Raw genomic sequence first — 17,407 nt, 5'->3', positions numbered from 1 at the left:
AGTGACTATTTCCTACTCTCAGTAAGTTTACATGTTGCTTTGTGGCTATTAGTTATAAAGCAACAATTTTTTCTAAAAAATGTAATAGAGTCAAAGAAGAACAGGAGAGTCTCTAAGGTCGCAAATCGCGACCTCAAAATTAACCTAATGTGATCTACGCACTTACAGGAATAATATCGACCTGAATCGATTTGAATGCCGCTGTCATGATCAGTTCATCACTTTTGTCACCAAAAATGTTATTGAGTTTTGAATCCACATGGTGAAACGTGGTATAGAGCGTTTTCGGACGCACTTTATCTGTGAATTTTACCTTTAATGGATTGGTCTGACCATACTCGGTTTTGAGGATCACCCTTTCTGTTGGAAAATCTTCGCTGTCGCTTTCATGTACTAAAAGAACATCCTCTTTATGTTTTTTCATGAGGTTCTCTGTATATTTTGTTTGCGCAGAGTTATTGTAATGGGCCATGATTCTTCCTGTCGTTAAATGGTAGCCCTTCAGTGCTTTATTTAGTATCTCTTCGATCATCCCTGAGAGTTTGTACCCATGGTATCTGAATGCCCCGATACCATCTTTTGTTCTAAAGTCTTCTCTGTGCAGTACCGGTGTACCACCCTCTTCGGTGATCGGCCACGAAATACCCTGCTTTTCATTGGCTCTAAGCATTTCATAAGAGGCACCGCTAAATCTGTTTGTTGCCGTTTTTCTTACATCGTTCCAGATATCTTCAGAGGTTTCAAAATCAAATCCCCCTCCCATTTTCTCATCAAGAAGTTTGATCACTTCCCAATCATCCGGAAGATCAGACTTGACGAGTGGCGTTGAAAGGTGGACCTTTCTCATTGCATTGATGTAGATACCTGTTTTTTCATAGGCTGACTTTACCCCCACTACAATGTCTGCACGTTCAGCGATGTCTGTCATGAACAACTCTTGTACGAAGATAAGGTCCAGGTTTTCAAATGCTTTTGTGATCTTATTGATATTTGGATGGATATGCGTGAGATCTTCACCGATATTCAACACACCCTTGATCGTTCCGTCAAGCATGCCATCGACCAACTGAGGTGTCATAAGTCCCACCTCTTTTGGCGCCGTATAATCGGGTGCATAGTAGGGGAGCATACCCATATCACAGGCACCTTGCACGTTGGTCTGACCGCGCAGCGGCATCACACCCGCACCATCTTTACCGATATTCCCGGTCATCAGTGCCAAGTGAACGATGGCCATAACAGCGTAAGAGCCATCTACATGTTCAGTGATCCCAAGTCCCCATAAAATAAGAGATTTCTTTGTGGCATACTCACGCGCGATCTCCGGGAGCATATCTGCCAAATACTCATACCCTTCCACTTCTCTGAAAAATTCAGGATTCGCATAGGGATCATTTAAAATGCTCTCTTTAAAGTGTTCAAAGTTCTTTGTTCTGTTTTTGATAAAATCTTTATGATACAACTCTTCGGTAATGATCGTGTATGCCATCATATTGAGCACAAGCAGATTCGCTTCATGCGGAGTGACTGCTTTATATTTTGAGAATTTATGCAGTTTGATCTCGCGCACATCAAAACATGCGATAGGTGTACCCTTTTGTGCCGCTTTGATCATACGGTTACCGACGATCGGGTGTGCCTCGGTCGTGTTCGAACCCATCACGATCATAAATTCTGTTTTGTAGATATCATCAAACGGGTTACTTGCCGCCCCCTCACCGATGGTAAGTCTCATCCCCTTGAGTGAAGGAGAGTGACAGACTCTGGCACAATTGTCTACGTGTGGAGAGTTCAAGGTATAGCGTGTGAACTTTTGAAAATAATACGCTGACTCACATGAAGTTCTGGCTCCTCCGAGTGAACAGACAGATTTTTCACCATATTGGGATTGGATCCCTTTGAGCTTCATGGCCCCTGCAGTGGTAGCAGCATCCAGATCAGTCTCATACCACGTGTCATCCAGATCGGTGAGCGAACCTGCGATCGCTGTTTTGATCTCAGGGTTCTTCTCTAAAAAGCTTTTACGGATACGGGGTGTTCTTAGTCTCTCTTTTGCATCCACAAAATCGTATCCTTGTGTTCCTTTGATACAAAGTTTTCCTTCAGATGTCGCACCATCCGGATGTGCAAAGATCTTCTTGATTTTATTCTCTTTTGTATCGACCTCAGCGGCAATATCACAACCCACACCACAATATGCACAAACACTGTCTATTATTTCATAGTCATTATCAGCTTTTTTTGTCATTATGTACCCTTTTGTACTTAAATAGGACTAATTTTATCCTATTTATAATTAAAATCATGTTTTTTTAAGTAAGCGTTGTTACTATCTGTCGAATTATATCTAAAAGGTCACTAATGTATCCATTAGTGTCGAGTACCTATATTGACAGCCCGGATATAATCCCTACAATTCAAATCTAAGGAATATTCAATGGTGAAAAAAGTTAAAAACCGCTGGTTCATGGCCCTGGCTGCGATGGCCATTCATATCTCTATAGGCTCTGTGTATGCATGGAGCGTCTACGTCAAACCTATACAGTCCACCATGAACTGGACACTTACCGATGTAACGATCACCTTTTCTATTGCGATCTTCTTTCTGGGTCTCTCTGCCGCGCTGATGGGTAAATTTGTAGAGCGTAAAGGACCCAGAGTGGCTGCGACACTTGCCGCTGTTTTATTCGGGCTGGGGACTGTGGGTTCGGGTCTGGCTATCTACCTGGGATCAAAACTGCTTCTCTATTTCACTTACGGTGTTCTAGGAGGAGCCGGTCTTGGTATAGGATATATTTCTCCTGTCTCCATGCTGGTGAAATGGTTCCCGGACAGACGGGGTATGGCAACAGGACTTGCCATCATGGGCTTTGGTTTTGCCTCTGCTATCTCAGGACCTGCCATCAAGGTACTGATCGATGCCGTAGGTATCTCTTCAACGTTTTATATCCTGGGTTCTATCTACTTCCTTGTGATGTTTACCGCAGCACAATATCTCGCTAATCCTCCAGAAGGGTATATGCCGGCACATTTCACTGCTGCCATCAATGCGGGTAAAAAGAAGCTCAAAGAAGATCTGGTAAACATTACACGTGATGAAGCCGTCAAAACTGCCAGATTTTATGGGCTTTGGATCATGCTTTTTATCAATGTAACCTGCGGTATTGCCATTATCTCTGTAGCTTCCCCGCTCCTGCAGGAAGTGATCGGTATCTCTGCTTTGGCTGCAGCCTCAGCCGTAGGACTTATGGGTATCTTCAACGGTGCAGGTAGAATTGCATGGGCAAGTATCTCAGATTACCTTACAAGACCTGTCGTCTTTGTACTTTTCTTTATCACACAGATCGTTGCATTCTATATGCTGACAACCGTGACAAGTATACTGCTCTTCCAGGTACTCCTTTATTATATCATGACATGTTACGGCGGTGCATTCGCTTCCGTTCCTGCATACATCGGCGATATATTCGGTACCAAAGAACTTGGTGCTATTCACGGGTATATCCTCACTGCCTGGGCTTTGGCAGGTCTTGTAGGGCCTATCATTATCGCTTATGTCAAAGATACAACAGGGAGTTATACGGGTACGCTTTATGTCTTTGTCGGTCTTTTCGTTGTTGCCCTTATGACCTCTCTACTCATGCTTGCAAACATCAAAAAAATTAAAAAAAATCAAGCAATAGCTTAGTTTTAGTATTCTTTACTGACTCTCTTTGAATAAATAAGAGTAAAATTCTCTTATTTATTCAATAATAAAGCTATTATTAATATAACTCTGTTACTATCTGAAAAATTATAAACTAAGGATTTACAATGTCAACTATAAATATAGCTCAAGAATGCGGATGCTTCAAAAGAAGTGAACTAGAAAACAATGTTACGTTTGATAACAAAGATGATGCGATGATGAAAGCACAAGGTATGGTAAGCCATATGAATGAAAAATTCTGTGGTAAACATGGATTTGAACTTAGTGAAAGTGGTGATAACTTTAGCATCGCTATGAAAGCACCTCAAGCAGCTGCTTCAGGCGGATGCTGTGGTGGCGGACACTGTTCATAAGAACACTGTACATTCTTTCATAAATCACGCAAAGCGTGCCTTGTCGTGGCGAACGCCCTCGTAAGCGAAGCGATTCGAGAGCCACGACGATTTTTTGCTTCGTTTTGTCTAAAAAAATGAAGAGAGAAACAAAGTCTCAACTAGCATACAAGTAAGTATGCAAAAGAAATCAAACTCATTCAATAATTATTTAAAATTCCCAAACACCAACGGTGCCTTCAGATCCAACTTCTTCACTTCAGCCATCACCGCTTGGAGATCATCTATCTTTTTACCCGATACACGTACTTCATCACCCTGTATAGATGGTGTGACCTTTATCTTCAACTCTTTGATCGCTTTAACGATCTTTTTCGCTTCATCTTTATCGATCGTGTCAACGATACGGTAGATCACTTTTACGTTACCTCCCGATATACCCTCAGTTTTCACCTCTTCAAGTGACTTTCCTGCGATACCTCTTTTGATCAGTTTAGAGATAAGTATATCTTTGAGTGCATCAATCTTTGAATCCGTAGAAGAACTGAGGCTCAAAGTCTTAGCAGCCTCATTGAGCTTGAACTCAGCTACCAAACCCTTAAAATCAAACCGCGTAGCAACCTCTTTCTCAGCCATCACAAGCGCATTTTTAAGCTCCATCATATCCAGTTTAGCTGATATGTCGAAATAGTGATCTTTTGCCATCCGTGCTCCTTTACTTCTCTATCCTTATCATAGCGATCTTACCATGTACCACATCCAGTTTTTCTAAAGCGATGATGGCATCTTGCATTTTACTCTCTTTACAGGTATGTGTCGTAAAGAGCAGTTTGGCTATCTCGTCATTTTTCGTAGGTTTTTGCAGCATCGCTTCTATAGAGATATCAAATTTCCCAAGGGTTGAAGTGATCGCGGCCAGTACACCGCTTTTATCATCCACTTCCAGTCTTAGGTAGTACTGGGTCACGATATCCTCTTTAGGCAGAAGCTTCAACCCGCTCTCTAAACCTTTTTTATACCCGAGCATAGGCCCCTGGTTCCCACGAACAATGTCCACAATGTCCGCTATCACGGCTGAAGCAGTCGCATCACCGCCTGCACCTGGTCCGTAGTACATCGTTTCACCTACGCGGTCACCTACCACCGTAACGGCATTCATCACACCGTCCACTTTGGCGATCATGGACTCTTGCGGTATCATGGTAGCATGGACTCTGAGCTCTACCCCCTGACCCACTTTTTTGGCTATACCGAGCAATTTGATCTCATAACCGAACTCTTTTGCAAAAGAGACATCCGTTTGCGTGATATTCTCTATACCTTCAATGAGGATATCTTCAGGTTTTGCATCCAACCCATAGGCGATACTTGCCAAAATAAGCAATTTGTGCGAAGCATCAAACCCACCCACATCAAACGAAGGGTCAGCCTCTGCATACCCTAGCTCCTGAGACTCTTTAAGGATCTCATCATACTGTGCACCCTCATTGATCATCTTGGTAAGCATATAGTTACATGTACCGTTCATGATCCCCTGGATAGACTCTATGTGGTTCGCAGAAAGCCCGTTACGCAATGCACCGATGATAGGTATACCGCCAGCCGTACTTGCTTCATACATCAAAGGGATGTCACCGGCTATCTCCTGAAGCTCATAACGATGGTATGCAAGCAGTGCCTTGTTCGCAGTGACCACCGCTTTACCGTTTTCAAGTGCTTTTTTGACAAGTGCATAAGGCTCTTCCACACCACCCATCAATTCTATAACGATGTCGATCTCAGGATCATCGATCACATCGTAGGGATCATCGCTCAGCGTAATGCTTACCCCTCTCTCTTTGGAAAGATTTTTTACCACACCAGATTTTACAACGATCTTTTCTCCGGCTCTCGCTTCGATAATGTCACCGTTCTCTTCAAGTATCTTTGCAACACTTGCACCGACTGTACCTACACCTAGAATCCCTACTTTAACCATTCTTTTTCGCCTCTTCCAGCTCTTTTAGGAACTTCTTGATATTTCGTGCAGCTTGACGGATACGGTTCTCATTTTCTATCAGTGCGATACGTACATACTCATCCCCGTATTTACCAAATCCTATACCGGGACTTACAGCAACCCCTGCATGAAGAAGAAGCTGTTTTGAGAATTCCAAAGAACCCATATCTCTTGCTATCTCAGGTATTTTGCCCCAGATGAACATAGAAGCACTTGGTGTTGCCAATGGCCATCCTGCATTGGTAAATGCTTCGATCATCACGTCACGTCTTTTTTCATAACGAGGAATGATCTGCTCATCGGGTATATACCCATGTTCATCGAGCGCTACGGTCGCAGCCACCTGGATCGGGGTGAACATCCCATAATCCAACCATGACTTGATACTCTGTAGCGCACCGATAAGTTTTTTATTTCCTACGATGAAACCTACTCTCCAGCCTGCCATGTTATAAGACTTTGAAAGGGTATACGACTCAACAGCCACATCTTTTGCACCTTCCACGCTCATGATAGATGGTGTCGTGTATCCGTCAAATGTGATATCCGCATATGCGATATCAGAGATAATATAAAAACGTTTTCTTTTAGCCAGAGCTACCAGTCTCTCATAAAACTGTGGTGTCACTGTCGCTGTGGTCGGGTTGTGTGGAAAGTTTACCACTAAAAATTTTGCCTGAGGGACAGAATTGTCCAGCGACTCTTCTACATCAGCCAGAAATCTGTCTTCATCAACCTCAAATGTCTCTTCATCAAAAATAAGCTGCATCTTCTCAACATTGGCTCCAGCCAAAATAAATGCCTGAGAGTGAATAGGATAGGTAGGGTCCGGAACGATTGCAACATCACCGGGATTGGAAATCGCCTGAACAAGGTGCACATACCCCTCTTTACTCCCCATGGTCGCAACGATCTCCGTGTCCGGATCGAGATCTGCATTATACTTGCGCTTATACCACTTACTCATTGCCAAACGAAGTTTATAGATCCCTTTACTTGCACTGTACCCGTGTGTTTTGGGTTTTTGTGCAGTTTCACATAGTTTATCGATGATAGGTTGCGGTGTAGAAGCGTCAGGATTCCCCATAGAAAAATCTATGATATCCACCCCTTTTCTTCTCAAATCCATTTTAATCTCATTGATCTCTGCAAAAAGATACTTTGGCAACCGGTTTATTTTCTCAAATTGAATTTCATCAAACATGCTTTACTCACTTTACATTTTTTTTCATTTTTATCATTGGTCCCATCCAGACAGGACTAAAATTGGCTTACAGGTTCAGCAGAAACATTTATCTCTTTCACCACTGCTTTACTACTCTCTATACTCTCTTGAGGCACAGCTTCTTCTACTACTACTTTTTCCTCTACTGCACTATTTGTATTTGTATCGGTGACAACTACATTTGCAATACTCAGCTCTTCTATGCTGATCTCTTGTTTGTGCCCTTCATTCTCTGTGACGGCATTTTCCATCTTTTGCTCATCGATAAAAGAGATCAGTCCGCTCAAATGTTTTTTATCGAACTGAGTAAAAAAATACCAGGAAGCATACGCCAAAAGAGCCAGAACAAGCAATAAAAACAACTTTGACTTTCCTCTTTTCTCTTCCTCCATAGGCTGAACTACCGTAAAGCCATGGTCCTCTTTCCCCTGTGAATAATACGCCAATGCCTCTTCTTTTAATTGACTGAGGTCTGCATCATACTCTCGCTCCAGAATAGAGATAAAACCCAAAGCTTTGATCTTTTTGATCGCATCAAAATTTGCGGCCAAAAGATTTTCAAGATTATCTTCAGATATCTTTGTCTTTTGACTGATACCTTTTATCGTGTTTTCTTCAAGTATCTCATTTAATTGCATAACCCATCCTATGTATTAAAATCGCTGCAGCTGCGCTCACATTCAATGAGTCAAATGCATGCTTCATCTCTATCGATACCCTGTGGTCCAGTTTGGCGATGACCTTTTTGGAAAGTCCCCTGCCTTCACTTCCCAACACAAGCACACGTTTGGTATCAAAGGTCGACTCCTGCACATTTTCTCCATCCATCGAGGCACCATAGAAGGTAAAGCCAAGTTGCTGAAGTTCATTAAATGTATCCAAGATGTTCGCTGCGATCATAAAAGGCATATCCAGCATGGCCCCGGAACTTGTACGTGCTATGGCAGCAAAATTAAGCTGCTTGACCCCTGCCGCGATCACAGCATCCGCACCGAGTGCATAGGCCGATCGTACGATGGCCCCTATGTTCCCCACATCGGTTAAACCGTCCAGTACGACAATGAAATCATTTTTTTTGATCTCGGTCAGAGCACTTTGTTCAAACTCGGCCATCTCCACAAGTATGCCCTGGTGATTTCCGCCCTTGCTCATAGATTGGGCCCATTTCTCTTCTAAGAACTTGATCTTATCATGGTATTGATGGAACAGCTCTTTGGGGAGTATCCCTTTCTTAGCAACATAGACAGTTTTTATTTTCTCTGAATGCTGCTCCAGGGCATGCATACAGACTTGTTTTCCATATATAATCATAAAGATGATAACCTTTTTGTCATAGTCACTAATTGAGTGATTTTACCTTTTTTTTGCTTTTACAGTGTTAAGTAGCATGTGTGAGTTCACTATACCACTCTTTGACACTTTTATCACTAAGCTGCGCCAAAAGTTTCGCTTTAGGTTTAGGCGGGAGGTCCAAACTCAGCACCTCGGTAAAGCTAAGGCTTTTTTCTGTACTTTTTTGGGCTTTGATGATCACTACCCATTCGCCGCGTATGGTCAGCTCTTTGAATTCTTCATTGAGCGATCGGGCGGTACCCCGATAGTATCTTTGATACTTTTTACTGATCTCTTTTGCCAGAAAAAGTTCTCTATCCTCATCCAGTGTCACGATCTCATTTAAAAGCTTTTCCAGACGATGAGGCGCTTCATAGAGTACGGTGTTGTAGCCATTGCTCATGGCTTCGCTTAAAGCGGCACTTCTCTCTTTGCCTTTGTGTGGCAAAAATGCATAAAATAGAAATTTCCCTTCTTCAAAACCGCTTGCTGCATAGGCGGTGGTCACTGCAGATGCCCCCGGAAGCACATCGTAGGGTATGTGGTGTTCCTGTGCATAGGCGACAAGGATCTGTCCGGGATCAGAGATGATCGGCATGCCCGCATCACTGACATACACCACTTCTTTTTCCCCTAATATGCTGCCAAACTCCTCAAGTCTCGCTTTGCCATTGTGCTCATTAAAAGAATAGAACGATGCATCAGGGTACACCATATCAAACCGCTCTTCGAGTAAACGCAAAAGCCGTTTGGTCTGACGTGTATCTTCACATAAAAAGAGTTCTGCTTTTTCAAAAAGCTTCATCGCTCTTATCGTAATATCTTGTGGATTTCCAATGGGTGTGGGGATAAATGTTAACATAGTAAATACTTTAATGTGTGAAGAGAATAAGTGCCTGCTTAAAGAGAAAGCGGACGCAGCATGACTGCAAGCATAGAGAGCAAGACTCTCTATGTCATCAAGATTAACTTAATTTATATTTGTTCTTGAACTTCTCTACTCTACCTGCAGCATCAAGAATCTTTTCAGAACCTGTGAAGAACGGGTGACATTCATTACAAATATCAATACTTAACGCTTCTTTATTTGTTTTAGTCTGAAACGTGTTACCACACGCACATGTCACTTTACACTCAACGTAATCTGGGTGAATTTCTTTTCTCATTTTCTAACCTTTTAGTTTTTTTTGTGTGTCAGGCAACTAACCTGCTCTAGCCAATGACTCTTCCTTTTTTTATGAAAAGGGGCATTGCAACGCTCTAAGGCGAGACAATATAGGGCGTGATTATATCCAAATAGTTTTAAAAAATTATAAAATAGTAATAGGTGTGAGCCAACCCCCTACCACTCTTCATCATCCCCAAACTCTTTTTCCATCTCTCTTTGAAACTCAGCATCTTTCTCTTTTTGAAGTTGCGAATCTGTTAAAACCGCTTCATGGAGAAATTCACCGAAGAATGTGGTAGGTTTTGTATACGCCAAAAAGAAATAGGTTCCCACAACCAGTCCGATCACGGTTAAAGCAGTGATCACTTTTTGTATCGGACTGAACATTTGTATAGGCTCTTTTTTACGTATTTCACAGACACCTCCGGGACAGTGTGCCGGATCTATTTTGGTCATGATCTTGTATAGCTTACACCCTACACAGATTCCAAACGCACTTTCCAGAAATGTAAGCAGCAGGCAAAGCACACAGATCAACACTTTGTAAAAATTGATATCCCAGTGTATCACGAACCACCACATCATAGGAAGGGATATCAGCCAGCCCAGTGTCCATGCAAAGCGTTTTTGCAATCCGCCTACATACTCCGGTTTTTGGTTTTGTACCACCAGTTTTCCCAAAAGTAACGAGGGAGAGTAGTTGGGGCTTATGATCCTCGCCGTGAAATCAACAAATAAGAATGCCAGATAGACCCTTGCTACCATAGTGTGGTTAAATCCTATACCGACAAATATAACGATCATCCCCAGCGTTCCAAGGATCCCTGCTGCAGCCCTTGCCTCTCTTTCATTGATGACTCGAACATCATATCCGGGGACTTTTGCCCCATATTCCCATAAAAAACTTTGTAGGTTCAATAAATTTCCTTTTGTCTCTGTAGATGTTCAAGCATGCCTTGAAACTCTTGTTAAGGTTCAGTAAAGCACTTCGCTTGAAACTGTAAATATTATCTGGATTTTACTATGCATTGTTTATGTTTACCTTAGTCTCACAACAAAATGAAGCATACCACTGCTGTATTTAGAGGAGTATTTTTGCAGCGACCGCACACACAGCACTCTCACTTTTGAGTACCAAAGGCGTATCAAACCCGATCATTCTCTCCGGTGCAAAAAGCGCTACTTCATCCTCCGTCACTCCCCCTTCGCATCCGACCACGATCGTATCGATACTGAGTTCTGATGAGAGTGTATTTTCTGAAAAGTTCAGAAGATAACTTTGGGGATTTTCAGCGATAAACGCTTCAAGGCTTTCGGCTGCATGCAACTGCATCATCACACTGCGTCCGGACTGCTGAGAAGAGTTTAAAAGGATCTTTTCCCATCGTTTGAAATCCGGTTTGAAACTTTTTTGTGAACGGGCACAGTAGATAAACGTGATCTTCTCTACACCCATTTCATTCAAAGAGGGAAGGACCTTTTCTATATTTTTAGGGTCGATCACACACCAACCAATATGCAACGGTACTTGTGCTTTGATCTCAAGTGTTTGACTCTCTTGCAGTTCAAGGTTGACGGAGTGTTTATCCATGTAGGTGATCAGATAGCGATGAAGGAGTCCATCTTCAAGGTTACGAAGATACAAAGTATCCTCTACCTTATGTCTGCGTACTTTGAAAATGTAACGATGCTCGTCTCCAAGCAGGGTAAGCTGAGGCTGCCCTGCCTCTTTCTGATAAAGATACAACATGCTTACAGTGCTATGATACCTTTGGCTTTAAGGACCATCAGTACGATCATCACAGCCACCAGCAGGATCTGCACGAAAGATATTTTCAAAAATGCACCTTTGAGCAACTTGTGCGCCTCCACATTGTCTAGATTGGCTATTTTGATCAGCTTATACTTCTTGATCTCGATATACATCAATACCGCCCAGACCACGACCATGATGATCGTCGTTACCGACCAGCCCAGATCACCTGTAAACACAGCTACGATACCCGAAAATGCGATCATAGTAGCCAGTGCCTGAAAGATCATCGTATAGATGAAACTTGCTTTTTTAAATCCCAATGGGTTTTTTGCTGTCACTATCGGGATCAATAACCCTCCAACCAAAAAGCCCAAAAAGACTTTCACTAAAATACTGTGTGCGGCTAACATCTCTTCTACCATACGAATTTCCTGTAATTTTGATTTGTTTAAAAGTGGATTATACCCTATTTAGTTATAATCAACCTAACTTAATTTTAAAGGTCCAGCATGCCGGTTTCCATCACCCAAGCACTTGATATTATTGATAAAAATACCCCTGTGGTAAACTCTGAGGTCATACCTATAGAGATGGCATTGGGACGTGTAATGAGTGAAGACTCCATCGCTGCATTCGATCTCCCGCGTTTTGACAACTCTGCCATGGATGGCTATGCCGTGAAATGTGCCGATGCGAACAGTACCGTGGAGTGTACAGATGTGATCTATGCCGGAGATGATCCTCAAATGACGCTTCAGGCTGCAAAGGCCATCAAGATCATGACCGGTGCACCGATTCCAAAGGGGTGTGAAGCCATCATTCCCGTTGAGCATACCACGGTCAACGGCACACAGGTCACCCTACCCGAAGAGATCAAAAAAGACGCGCATATCAGACGTGCGGGTGAAGATATCAAGAGCGGAACCGTCTACCTGCACAAAGGAGAGAAGGTCACGGCATACAGCATCGCACTGCTTGCCAGCCAGGGAGTGACCCATCTGCGGGTGACACGCAAGATCAAAGTGGCTGTGTTCGGTACCGGGGATGAACTGCGTCCGCACTACGAAAAAATAGCCCCGCACCAGCTCTACAACTCGAATACCCCTATGTTCCTGGCACGCGCCGAAGAACTGGGATGTGAAGTACAATACATAGGAAGTTCCGGTGATACTTTGGAGTCTTTGACCGCTGCTATCAGATCTGCGTTGAACGCGGATATCATCATCACATCCGGCGGTATCAGTATGGGAGACAGAGACTTCACCAAAGAGGCTTTTACAAACCTGGGTATGACACTGCACTTTGACAAAGTAGATATCAAACCGGGCAAACCAACTGCGTTTGGGACCATAGGAGAGACCGTTGTGATCAACCTGCCCGGGAACCCGCTTGCATCGATGGTGAACTATGAGATGTTTGTACGTGCTGCCATACGTAAAATGTCCGGTATGAAGGCCCATTATCACCATACGATATCCACACAGATAAAAGAGGATTTCACACTAAGATCAGGGAAACATACCGTACGTTTAGGTATCTTTGACGGAGAGACATTTATGCCGTTCTCAAAACAGCTTCCCGGAATGATCTCACCTTTGGAGCAGGCCAATGCCATGCTCATCACCACACCGGAGATCTCGCTGCTTGAAAAAGGCAGAATAGTGAAGATACTACCGATCAATTGGGAATTGACCGCTTCGCAAAAGGAAGATCTCTTTACGCGTTAATAGCAAAAGAGGGGCCTTACCCTCTATAAGCTATTTGATTTGTGAAAGATACTCCGCTACTGCTTCGATCTCTTCATCAGACATCGTTGCTACCTGCCCCTTCATCAGTGAACCCATACCCGCTACATTTTTTGTACCGGCTTTGTACTCTTTGAGTGAAGTGATCAGTGTTTCTTTGTCTTGACCGGCTATGATCGCTGATTTACCCAGTGCTTTGGTCTTACCGTTCGCACCATGACACCCTGTACATTTTGCATAGGCTGCCGGGGCTTCTGGTGTTTCCGATGTCATGGCCGTTGCTTCAGATTCCGTCAACTCTGCTGTTTTTTCCTTCACGGCTTCCACTGCCTCAGCTGCTTTGGATGCCGCTGCTGCTTTTGCTGCTGCCGCTTTTTCCGCTGCTGCATCCGCCATCTCTTCGGCTTCGACTTTTGCTGCTTCTGCCGTCTCGGTTATTTTGCTCTTCGCTGCCTCTGCAGCATTGAGAGTATCTTTTTGAACGGCTTCAGCTACTTTGGTCGTATTCACTTCGGCTGCGACTTTTTGTGTCTCTTCTCCACATGCTGTAAACAACACCGCTGCTGCTACAAGAGAAAGTAATGTACTGTTTTTCATATTTCTTTCCTTCTTTCGTTTATGCTACTATTATATCCAAAAAAAGGGATCTATACTTTTTTTGGGTTTTTAATGTGAATATGATTCAGCAGTTTTTCCCAAAGTGCACTGTCGCTCCATTCACTTTGTACTTGAGGAGAGAATACAATATCTTCAAGCTTGATCGTTCCCATCAGTTCACTATGGGCATCTTCTTTGAACCCTTGTGCATATCCCGTCTCGGTCTCATGTACAATGATACTGTGAAGCTTGACCTCTCTCTCCCCATTTTGCATATCTGTACATGCCAAAACACGTTCCACCATCAGGTAGATCACACGGGAGAACTGTTCGGCCGAAGGAGAAACAGGCAGTTCCACCCATCTGTTGCTATAGGTTTTCATCGCTTCTACATACTTTGTATCATCTTTGGACCAAAGTGTGATCGCATGATCAAACGAGTCTATCAGCTCTTTGATAACCCGTTTGGTCAGTCCAAAATCATACACCATTTGTCCATCATCCAGATAGTTTGACTCTAAAAGTACTTCAATTTTATAAGAGTGTCCATGGATATTTTCGCTGCAGCGCTGTGTCGTACAATCTCGTACAATATGCGCATTTTCAAATTTAAAAAGTTTTCTGATCAACATCTTTCTTCCTCAAATAGGAGTATATTAATCTGATTTTAACCAAGCTAGCTAAAATTTAGGTTATACACCCTGTGTAGTATCAAAAACGCGTATATGCAGTCTGTCACTGTACCTGAAATTATGTTTCATACAGAATTCAAACACTGCTTTGTCATTTTTCCAAATCGTATTCCTGCTTTCACCCACAGGCATACAATAGACCGGAAGCTCAGGCAGGATCTGCCGGATAGACGCTATCTCATCCTCTGCAGAAGTGTTTACCAGATCCGCATCAATGGTAAATTTCAAAAAAGACTCTTTGGCATGATCGCGTATGGACCGAAGTGCTTCAGGGATGATACGCTTCCCTTCCGGTTCACCTGAATTGGCCAATTTTAATGAGAGTGCAAAGATGCAGGATCTGTAGGCAGGATACGTTTCAAAATCGATCATGATCGTACCGTTGGTTTCAAAAGTGACCTCGATCCCCTCCGCAACCAGCCACTCAATGACAGCATAAAATACTTTATCACTATGATACATCAGGGGCTCACCCCCTGTAATGACCATATGCGGTTTATAGCCTATATGGCTGAATTCATTTTGAAGGCTCTCGATCAGTGTTCTGCTGTCATCTACTTTTATCCAGGATTTGGCATACGCACTGTCTACCGCAAAATAGGTATCACAGCCATAACGTACTTCACCGTCGACTTCATAACTTGCACCAAAACCGGGACAACTCAAATTACATCCGCCTGTACGTAAAAAATACGAAGGTACCCCGGCGTATTTGCCTTCACCCTGGATCGAGAAAAACTGTTCAGTAAGGTAAAACATCAGCCACCAGTTTCATAAAAAGCACGTGAAGAGATCTCTTTTTCTTCATTAGGGTTCTCTTCACTCCAGCGGTTCTCTTTGGGTTTGTCTTTGAGTACCTGTGCCAAAACATCTGCTGCACCCTGGATATCACCCTTTTTCACTGATTCTGCAATGCTCATCGCTTCATCAAAATAGAGACAGGGGATAAGATTCCCTTCGGCAGTCAAACGTATACGGTTGCAGCTTTCACAGAAATCATGTTTATGAGGGTCTATCAACCCAAACTCTGTACCATCTTCCAGTGCATAGTTAAACGAGGGACTGGCTCCTTCCCTTCCTAAGGCATGGATCGTATACTTCTCTTTGACCCTCTCAAGTATCTCTCTGCCGTGCATACCCTTGAGCGCCTGATCCGCATGTCTGTTTTCCATATACTCTATGAAACGCACTTTGATGTTACGTGCTTTACAGTACTCCATGATATCAAGGATCTCACCATCATTGATACCTTTAAGAGGTACCATATTGATCTTCACTTTAAGTCCCACTTCTAAAGCTTTATCGATACCTTTCAGGACTTGAGGAAGTACATCTTTCCCTGCGATCTTCGCTGCCACATCTGCACGCAGGGAATCGAGTGAAATGTTCAGCCTTTTAAGCCCTGCATCCTTAAGTCGTTGTGCCGCTTCCGGTAGGAGATAGGCATTGGTGGTCAAGGCGAGGTCGATATCAGGCTTATAATCAGATATCATCTTGATAAATGTATCCAGGTCTTCTCTCAGTAACGGTTCCCCGCCTGTCAGACGAATTTTCGTTACCCCTTCATCAACGGCAACTTTGACAAATAAAAAAAGTTCTTCAAAAGTAAGCAGGTTCTCTTTAGGTACCCATGAAAAAGGTTTTTCCGGCATACAGTATTGACATCTGAAGTTACAACGTTCTGTCACTGAGATACGTAAGTAGTTGACTGTACGGCCATGTCCATCTATAAGCATATAAAATCCAATGTATAATTTTTTAAAATTTCTTAAAATTTTTTCTTAGGGTACCTAAATGTAGATAAAAAAAGGATAATGGATATGAAGAAAGTAAGGACAAGGAGACCCTTGTCCTAAATCGCTAGATTAGTGTAGATCTCTCCATTGCGACTTCTTCCACAGCAGTGCAAGAAGTGAGAAGAGGATAAAGAAACCGATCACGATCGGTCCGATCGCTTCTCTTTGTGCTTTACTTGGATCACACACCTCAGTAAGGTAGGCTTTGACCTTCTCAAATCCTTCATGGCTTAATCCGACTCTAGGCATCGATGTTCCAGCCAATTGACTTTGCGGATTTTCGATAAATGTCTCCATGAAATGTTCACTTCTTGCTCTAATGATCATAGAAAGATCAGGAGGCAGTTTACCCATATAGGCTTTTACCGCATCCTGCTCATCGATCACTTTTATCTTATACGCAAGTGCCTCTTTTTCCTGTTTGAATGCCGGTGTTTCACCCAACTGTGTCAGTTTTCCATAACGAAGGGCATGACATCTCATACATGCTTCCATATAGGCTTCTTTAGGGCTTACTTCACCTGATTTATTCTCAATTATATACGCTACCACATCGGCAATTTGCTGGTTGTCTGTCATCATAGATTTGATCGAACCCATCGGGTGCATCATGGTATCCGCATACTTATGATCCACGTTGGATGCCATGGCAGGATCTTTGATCAGTGCGATAAGATAATTTTTATCATAAAGTGCACCTGCATGATCAAGATTTGGCGGTATCACGCCACCCATGTTCATGTTTGCTCCATTGTGACACCCCATACATAGGCCAAAGCCAGCTTCACCTGCTGCAGCATTTCCTTCAAGTTTGGCCACAGCTGCGACATCAGCCCAGAATGCTTCTTTTGCAACCAGTTTCGAAGCGTCACCCGCACGTTCTGCCTCAATAATATCATCTTTGCCATCATAGAAAAAATCATGGCTTTCTATCTTGATCTCATTCCCCTGAGCGTCCACTTTCTTATGCATTTCATGGTGTGCATAAGGCTCTACCAGATAATAGGTCAATAGCGAAAAGAAGACAACAACTGCTAATATTTTCAACTCTCTCAT

The 17,407-nt window shown here is 43.0% G+C and carries 19 protein-coding genes; 3 read left to right on the top strand and 16 right to left on the bottom strand.

Going from position 1 to position 17,407, the window contains the following annotated elements; all coding sequences use genetic code 11:
* Positions 1-154: 154 nt before the first annotated feature.
* Complete coding sequence (locus LDM98_RS09030; RefSeq protein ID WP_223899110.1) at positions 155-2,248, bottom strand: molybdopterin oxidoreductase family protein; 2,094 nt, start codon at positions 2,246-2,248, stop codon at positions 155-157.
* 189 nt (positions 2,249-2,437) lie between these two features.
* Here LDM98_RS09030 and LDM98_RS09025 point away from each other — a divergent pair, with 189 nt between their 5' ends.
* Both LDM98_RS09025 and LDM98_RS09020 read left to right on the top strand, forming a co-directional pair.
* Positions 2,438-3,688 carry an OFA family MFS transporter gene (locus tag LDM98_RS09025; protein WP_223899109.1) on the top strand — a complete coding sequence of 417 codons (1,251 nt, stop codon included), beginning with the start codon at positions 2,438-2,440 and terminating at the stop codon, positions 3,686-3,688.
* A 125-nt stretch (positions 3,689-3,813) separates the two neighbouring features.
* Positions 3,814-4,062, top strand: a complete 249-nt coding sequence (locus LDM98_RS09020) for a hypothetical protein (protein ID WP_223899108.1) — start codon at positions 3,814-3,816, stop codon at positions 4,060-4,062.
* Positions 4,063-4,248: 186 nt separating this feature from the next.
* Here the strand turns inward: LDM98_RS09020 and LDM98_RS09015 are convergent, their stop codons facing one another.
* From LDM98_RS09015 to LDM98_RS08970, 10 genes are all read right to left on the bottom strand, one after another.
* Positions 4,249-4,746: a YajQ family cyclic di-GMP-binding protein gene (locus LDM98_RS09015; RefSeq protein ID WP_223899107.1), complete on the bottom strand. Its 498-nt coding sequence runs from the start codon at positions 4,744-4,746 to the stop codon at positions 4,249-4,251.
* A 10-nt stretch (positions 4,747-4,756) separates the two neighbouring features.
* On the bottom strand, positions 4,757-6,019 hold the full coding sequence (locus LDM98_RS09010) for a homoserine dehydrogenase (RefSeq protein WP_223899106.1): 1,263 nt from the start codon (positions 6,017-6,019) through the stop codon (positions 4,757-4,759).
* Positions 6,012-7,244, bottom strand: a complete 1,233-nt coding sequence (locus LDM98_RS09005; protein WP_223899105.1) for an LL-diaminopimelate aminotransferase — start codon at positions 7,242-7,244, stop codon at positions 6,012-6,014. Before LDM98_RS09005 ends, LDM98_RS09010 begins: the two co-directional genes overlap by 8 nt.
* Before the next feature lie 56 nt (positions 7,245-7,300).
* Positions 7,301-7,903 (bottom strand): hypothetical protein, encoded by a 603-nt coding sequence (locus LDM98_RS09000; RefSeq protein ID WP_223899104.1) that lies wholly within the window; start codon positions 7,901-7,903, stop codon positions 7,301-7,303.
* Positions 7,890-8,576: a 23S rRNA (guanosine(2251)-2'-O)-methyltransferase RlmB gene (gene rlmB / locus LDM98_RS08995; RefSeq protein WP_223899103.1), complete on the bottom strand. Its 687-nt coding sequence runs from the start codon at positions 8,574-8,576 to the stop codon at positions 7,890-7,892. Before rlmB ends, LDM98_RS09000 begins: the two co-directional genes overlap by 14 nt.
* 67 nt (positions 8,577-8,643) lie before the next feature.
* Complete coding sequence (gene rsmI, locus LDM98_RS08990; protein ID WP_223899102.1) at positions 8,644-9,459, bottom strand: 16S rRNA (cytidine(1402)-2'-O)-methyltransferase; 816 nt, start codon at positions 9,457-9,459, stop codon at positions 8,644-8,646.
* Positions 9,460-9,562: 103 nt separating this feature from the next.
* On the bottom strand, positions 9,563-9,763 hold the full coding sequence (gene rpmE, locus LDM98_RS08985) for a 50S ribosomal protein L31 (RefSeq protein WP_008245603.1): 201 nt from the start codon (positions 9,761-9,763) through the stop codon (positions 9,563-9,565).
* Between the two features lie 176 nt (positions 9,764-9,939).
* Positions 9,940-10,683, bottom strand: a complete 744-nt coding sequence (locus LDM98_RS08980) for a DUF4395 domain-containing protein (RefSeq protein WP_223899101.1) — start codon at positions 10,681-10,683, stop codon at positions 9,940-9,942.
* Between the two features lie 163 nt (positions 10,684-10,846).
* Positions 10,847-11,515 carry a 16S rRNA (uracil(1498)-N(3))-methyltransferase gene (locus tag LDM98_RS08975; protein ID WP_223899100.1) on the bottom strand — a complete coding sequence of 223 codons (669 nt, stop codon included), beginning with the start codon at positions 11,513-11,515 and terminating at the stop codon, positions 10,847-10,849.
* A gap of 2 nt (positions 11,516-11,517) precedes the next feature.
* Complete coding sequence (locus LDM98_RS08970; RefSeq protein WP_223899099.1) at positions 11,518-11,943, bottom strand: hypothetical protein; 426 nt, start codon at positions 11,941-11,943, stop codon at positions 11,518-11,520.
* A gap of 87 nt (positions 11,944-12,030) precedes the next feature.
* On the opposite strand from LDM98_RS08970, the gene glp reads away from it, so the two are divergent.
* On the top strand, positions 12,031-13,248 hold the full coding sequence (gene glp / locus LDM98_RS08965) for a gephyrin-like molybdotransferase Glp (RefSeq protein WP_223899098.1): 1,218 nt from the start codon (positions 12,031-12,033) through the stop codon (positions 13,246-13,248).
* Between the two features lie 30 nt (positions 13,249-13,278).
* Here glp and LDM98_RS08960 read toward each other — a convergent pair whose 3' ends face one another.
* From LDM98_RS08960 to LDM98_RS08940, 5 genes are all read right to left on the bottom strand, one after another.
* The gene (locus LDM98_RS08960) at positions 13,279-13,863 is read right to left on the bottom strand and encodes a c-type cytochrome (protein WP_223899097.1); all 585 of its coding nucleotides are present in this window, start codon (positions 13,861-13,863) and stop codon (positions 13,279-13,281) included.
* 50 nt (positions 13,864-13,913) lie between these two features.
* Positions 13,914-14,495 carry a 6-carboxytetrahydropterin synthase gene (locus tag LDM98_RS08955; protein ID WP_223899096.1) on the bottom strand — a complete coding sequence of 194 codons (582 nt, stop codon included), beginning with the start codon at positions 14,493-14,495 and terminating at the stop codon, positions 13,914-13,916.
* Positions 14,496-14,555: 60 nt separating this feature from the next.
* The gene (locus LDM98_RS08950; RefSeq protein WP_223899095.1) at positions 14,556-15,314 is read right to left on the bottom strand and encodes a 7-carboxy-7-deazaguanine synthase QueE; all 759 of its coding nucleotides are present in this window, start codon (positions 15,312-15,314) and stop codon (positions 14,556-14,558) included.
* Positions 15,314-16,291 carry a GTP 3',8-cyclase MoaA gene (gene moaA / locus LDM98_RS08945; RefSeq protein WP_223899094.1) on the bottom strand — a complete coding sequence of 326 codons (978 nt, stop codon included), beginning with the start codon at positions 16,289-16,291 and terminating at the stop codon, positions 15,314-15,316. Before moaA ends, LDM98_RS08950 begins: the two co-directional genes overlap by 1 nt.
* Before the next feature lie 129 nt (positions 16,292-16,420).
* On the bottom strand, positions 16,421-17,407 hold the full coding sequence (locus LDM98_RS08940; protein ID WP_223899093.1) for a c-type cytochrome: 987 nt from the start codon (positions 17,405-17,407) through the stop codon (positions 16,421-16,423).

This window comes from Sulfurovum sp. TSL1, from assembly GCF_019972135.1.
In the GTDB taxonomy this organism is placed as follows: Bacteria; Campylobacterota; Campylobacteria; order Campylobacterales; family Sulfurovaceae; genus Sulfurovum.
This window is presented reverse-complemented; position numbering and strand designations above follow the sequence as displayed.

Coding starts and splice junctions, on each gene's coding strand:
- LDM98_RS09030 (WP_223899110.1), bottom strand. CDS start 2,248: ATGACAAAAAAAGCTGATAATGACTATGAAATAATAGACAGTGTTTGT.
- LDM98_RS09025 (WP_223899109.1), top strand. CDS start 2,438: ATGGTGAAAAAAGTTAAAAACCGCTGGTTCATGGCCCTGGCTGCGATG.
- LDM98_RS09020 (WP_223899108.1), top strand. CDS start 3,814: ATGTCAACTATAAATATAGCTCAAGAATGCGGATGCTTCAAAAGAAGT.
- LDM98_RS09015 (WP_223899107.1), bottom strand. CDS start 4,746: ATGGCAAAAGATCACTATTTCGACATATCAGCTAAACTGGATATGATG.
- LDM98_RS09010 (WP_223899106.1), bottom strand. CDS start 6,019: ATGGTTAAAGTAGGGATTCTAGGTGTAGGTACAGTCGGTGCAAGTGTT.
- LDM98_RS09005 (WP_223899105.1), bottom strand. CDS start 7,244: ATGTTTGATGAAATTCAATTTGAGAAAATAAACCGGTTGCCAAAGTAT.
- LDM98_RS09000 (WP_223899104.1), bottom strand. CDS start 7,903: ATGCAATTAAATGAGATACTTGAAGAAAACACGATAAAAGGTATCAGT.
- rlmB (WP_223899103.1), bottom strand. CDS start 8,576: ATGATTATATATGGAAAACAAGTCTGTATGCATGCCCTGGAGCAGCAT.
- rsmI (WP_223899102.1), bottom strand. CDS start 9,459: ATGTTAACATTTATCCCCACACCCATTGGAAATCCACAAGATATTACG.
- rpmE (WP_008245603.1), bottom strand. CDS start 9,763: ATGAGAAAAGAAATTCACCCAGATTACGTTGAGTGTAAAGTGACATGT.
- LDM98_RS08975 (WP_223899100.1), bottom strand. CDS start 11,515: ATGTTGTATCTTTATCAGAAAGAGGCAGGGCAGCCTCAGCTTACCCTG.
- LDM98_RS08970 (WP_223899099.1), bottom strand. CDS start 11,943: ATGGTAGAAGAGATGTTAGCCGCACACAGTATTTTAGTGAAAGTCTTT.
- glp (WP_223899098.1), top strand. CDS start 12,031: ATGCCGGTTTCCATCACCCAAGCACTTGATATTATTGATAAAAATACC.
- LDM98_RS08960 (WP_223899097.1), bottom strand. CDS start 13,863: ATGAAAAACAGTACATTACTTTCTCTTGTAGCAGCAGCGGTGTTGTTT.
- LDM98_RS08955 (WP_223899096.1), bottom strand. CDS start 14,495: ATGTTGATCAGAAAACTTTTTAAATTTGAAAATGCGCATATTGTACGA.
- LDM98_RS08950 (WP_223899095.1), bottom strand. CDS start 15,314: ATGTTTTACCTTACTGAACAGTTTTTCTCGATCCAGGGTGAAGGCAAA.
- moaA (WP_223899094.1), bottom strand. CDS start 16,291: ATGCTTATAGATGGACATGGCCGTACAGTCAACTACTTACGTATCTCA.
- LDM98_RS08940 (WP_223899093.1), bottom strand. CDS start 17,407: ATGAGAGAGTTGAAAATATTAGCAGTTGTTGTCTTCTTTTCGCTATTG.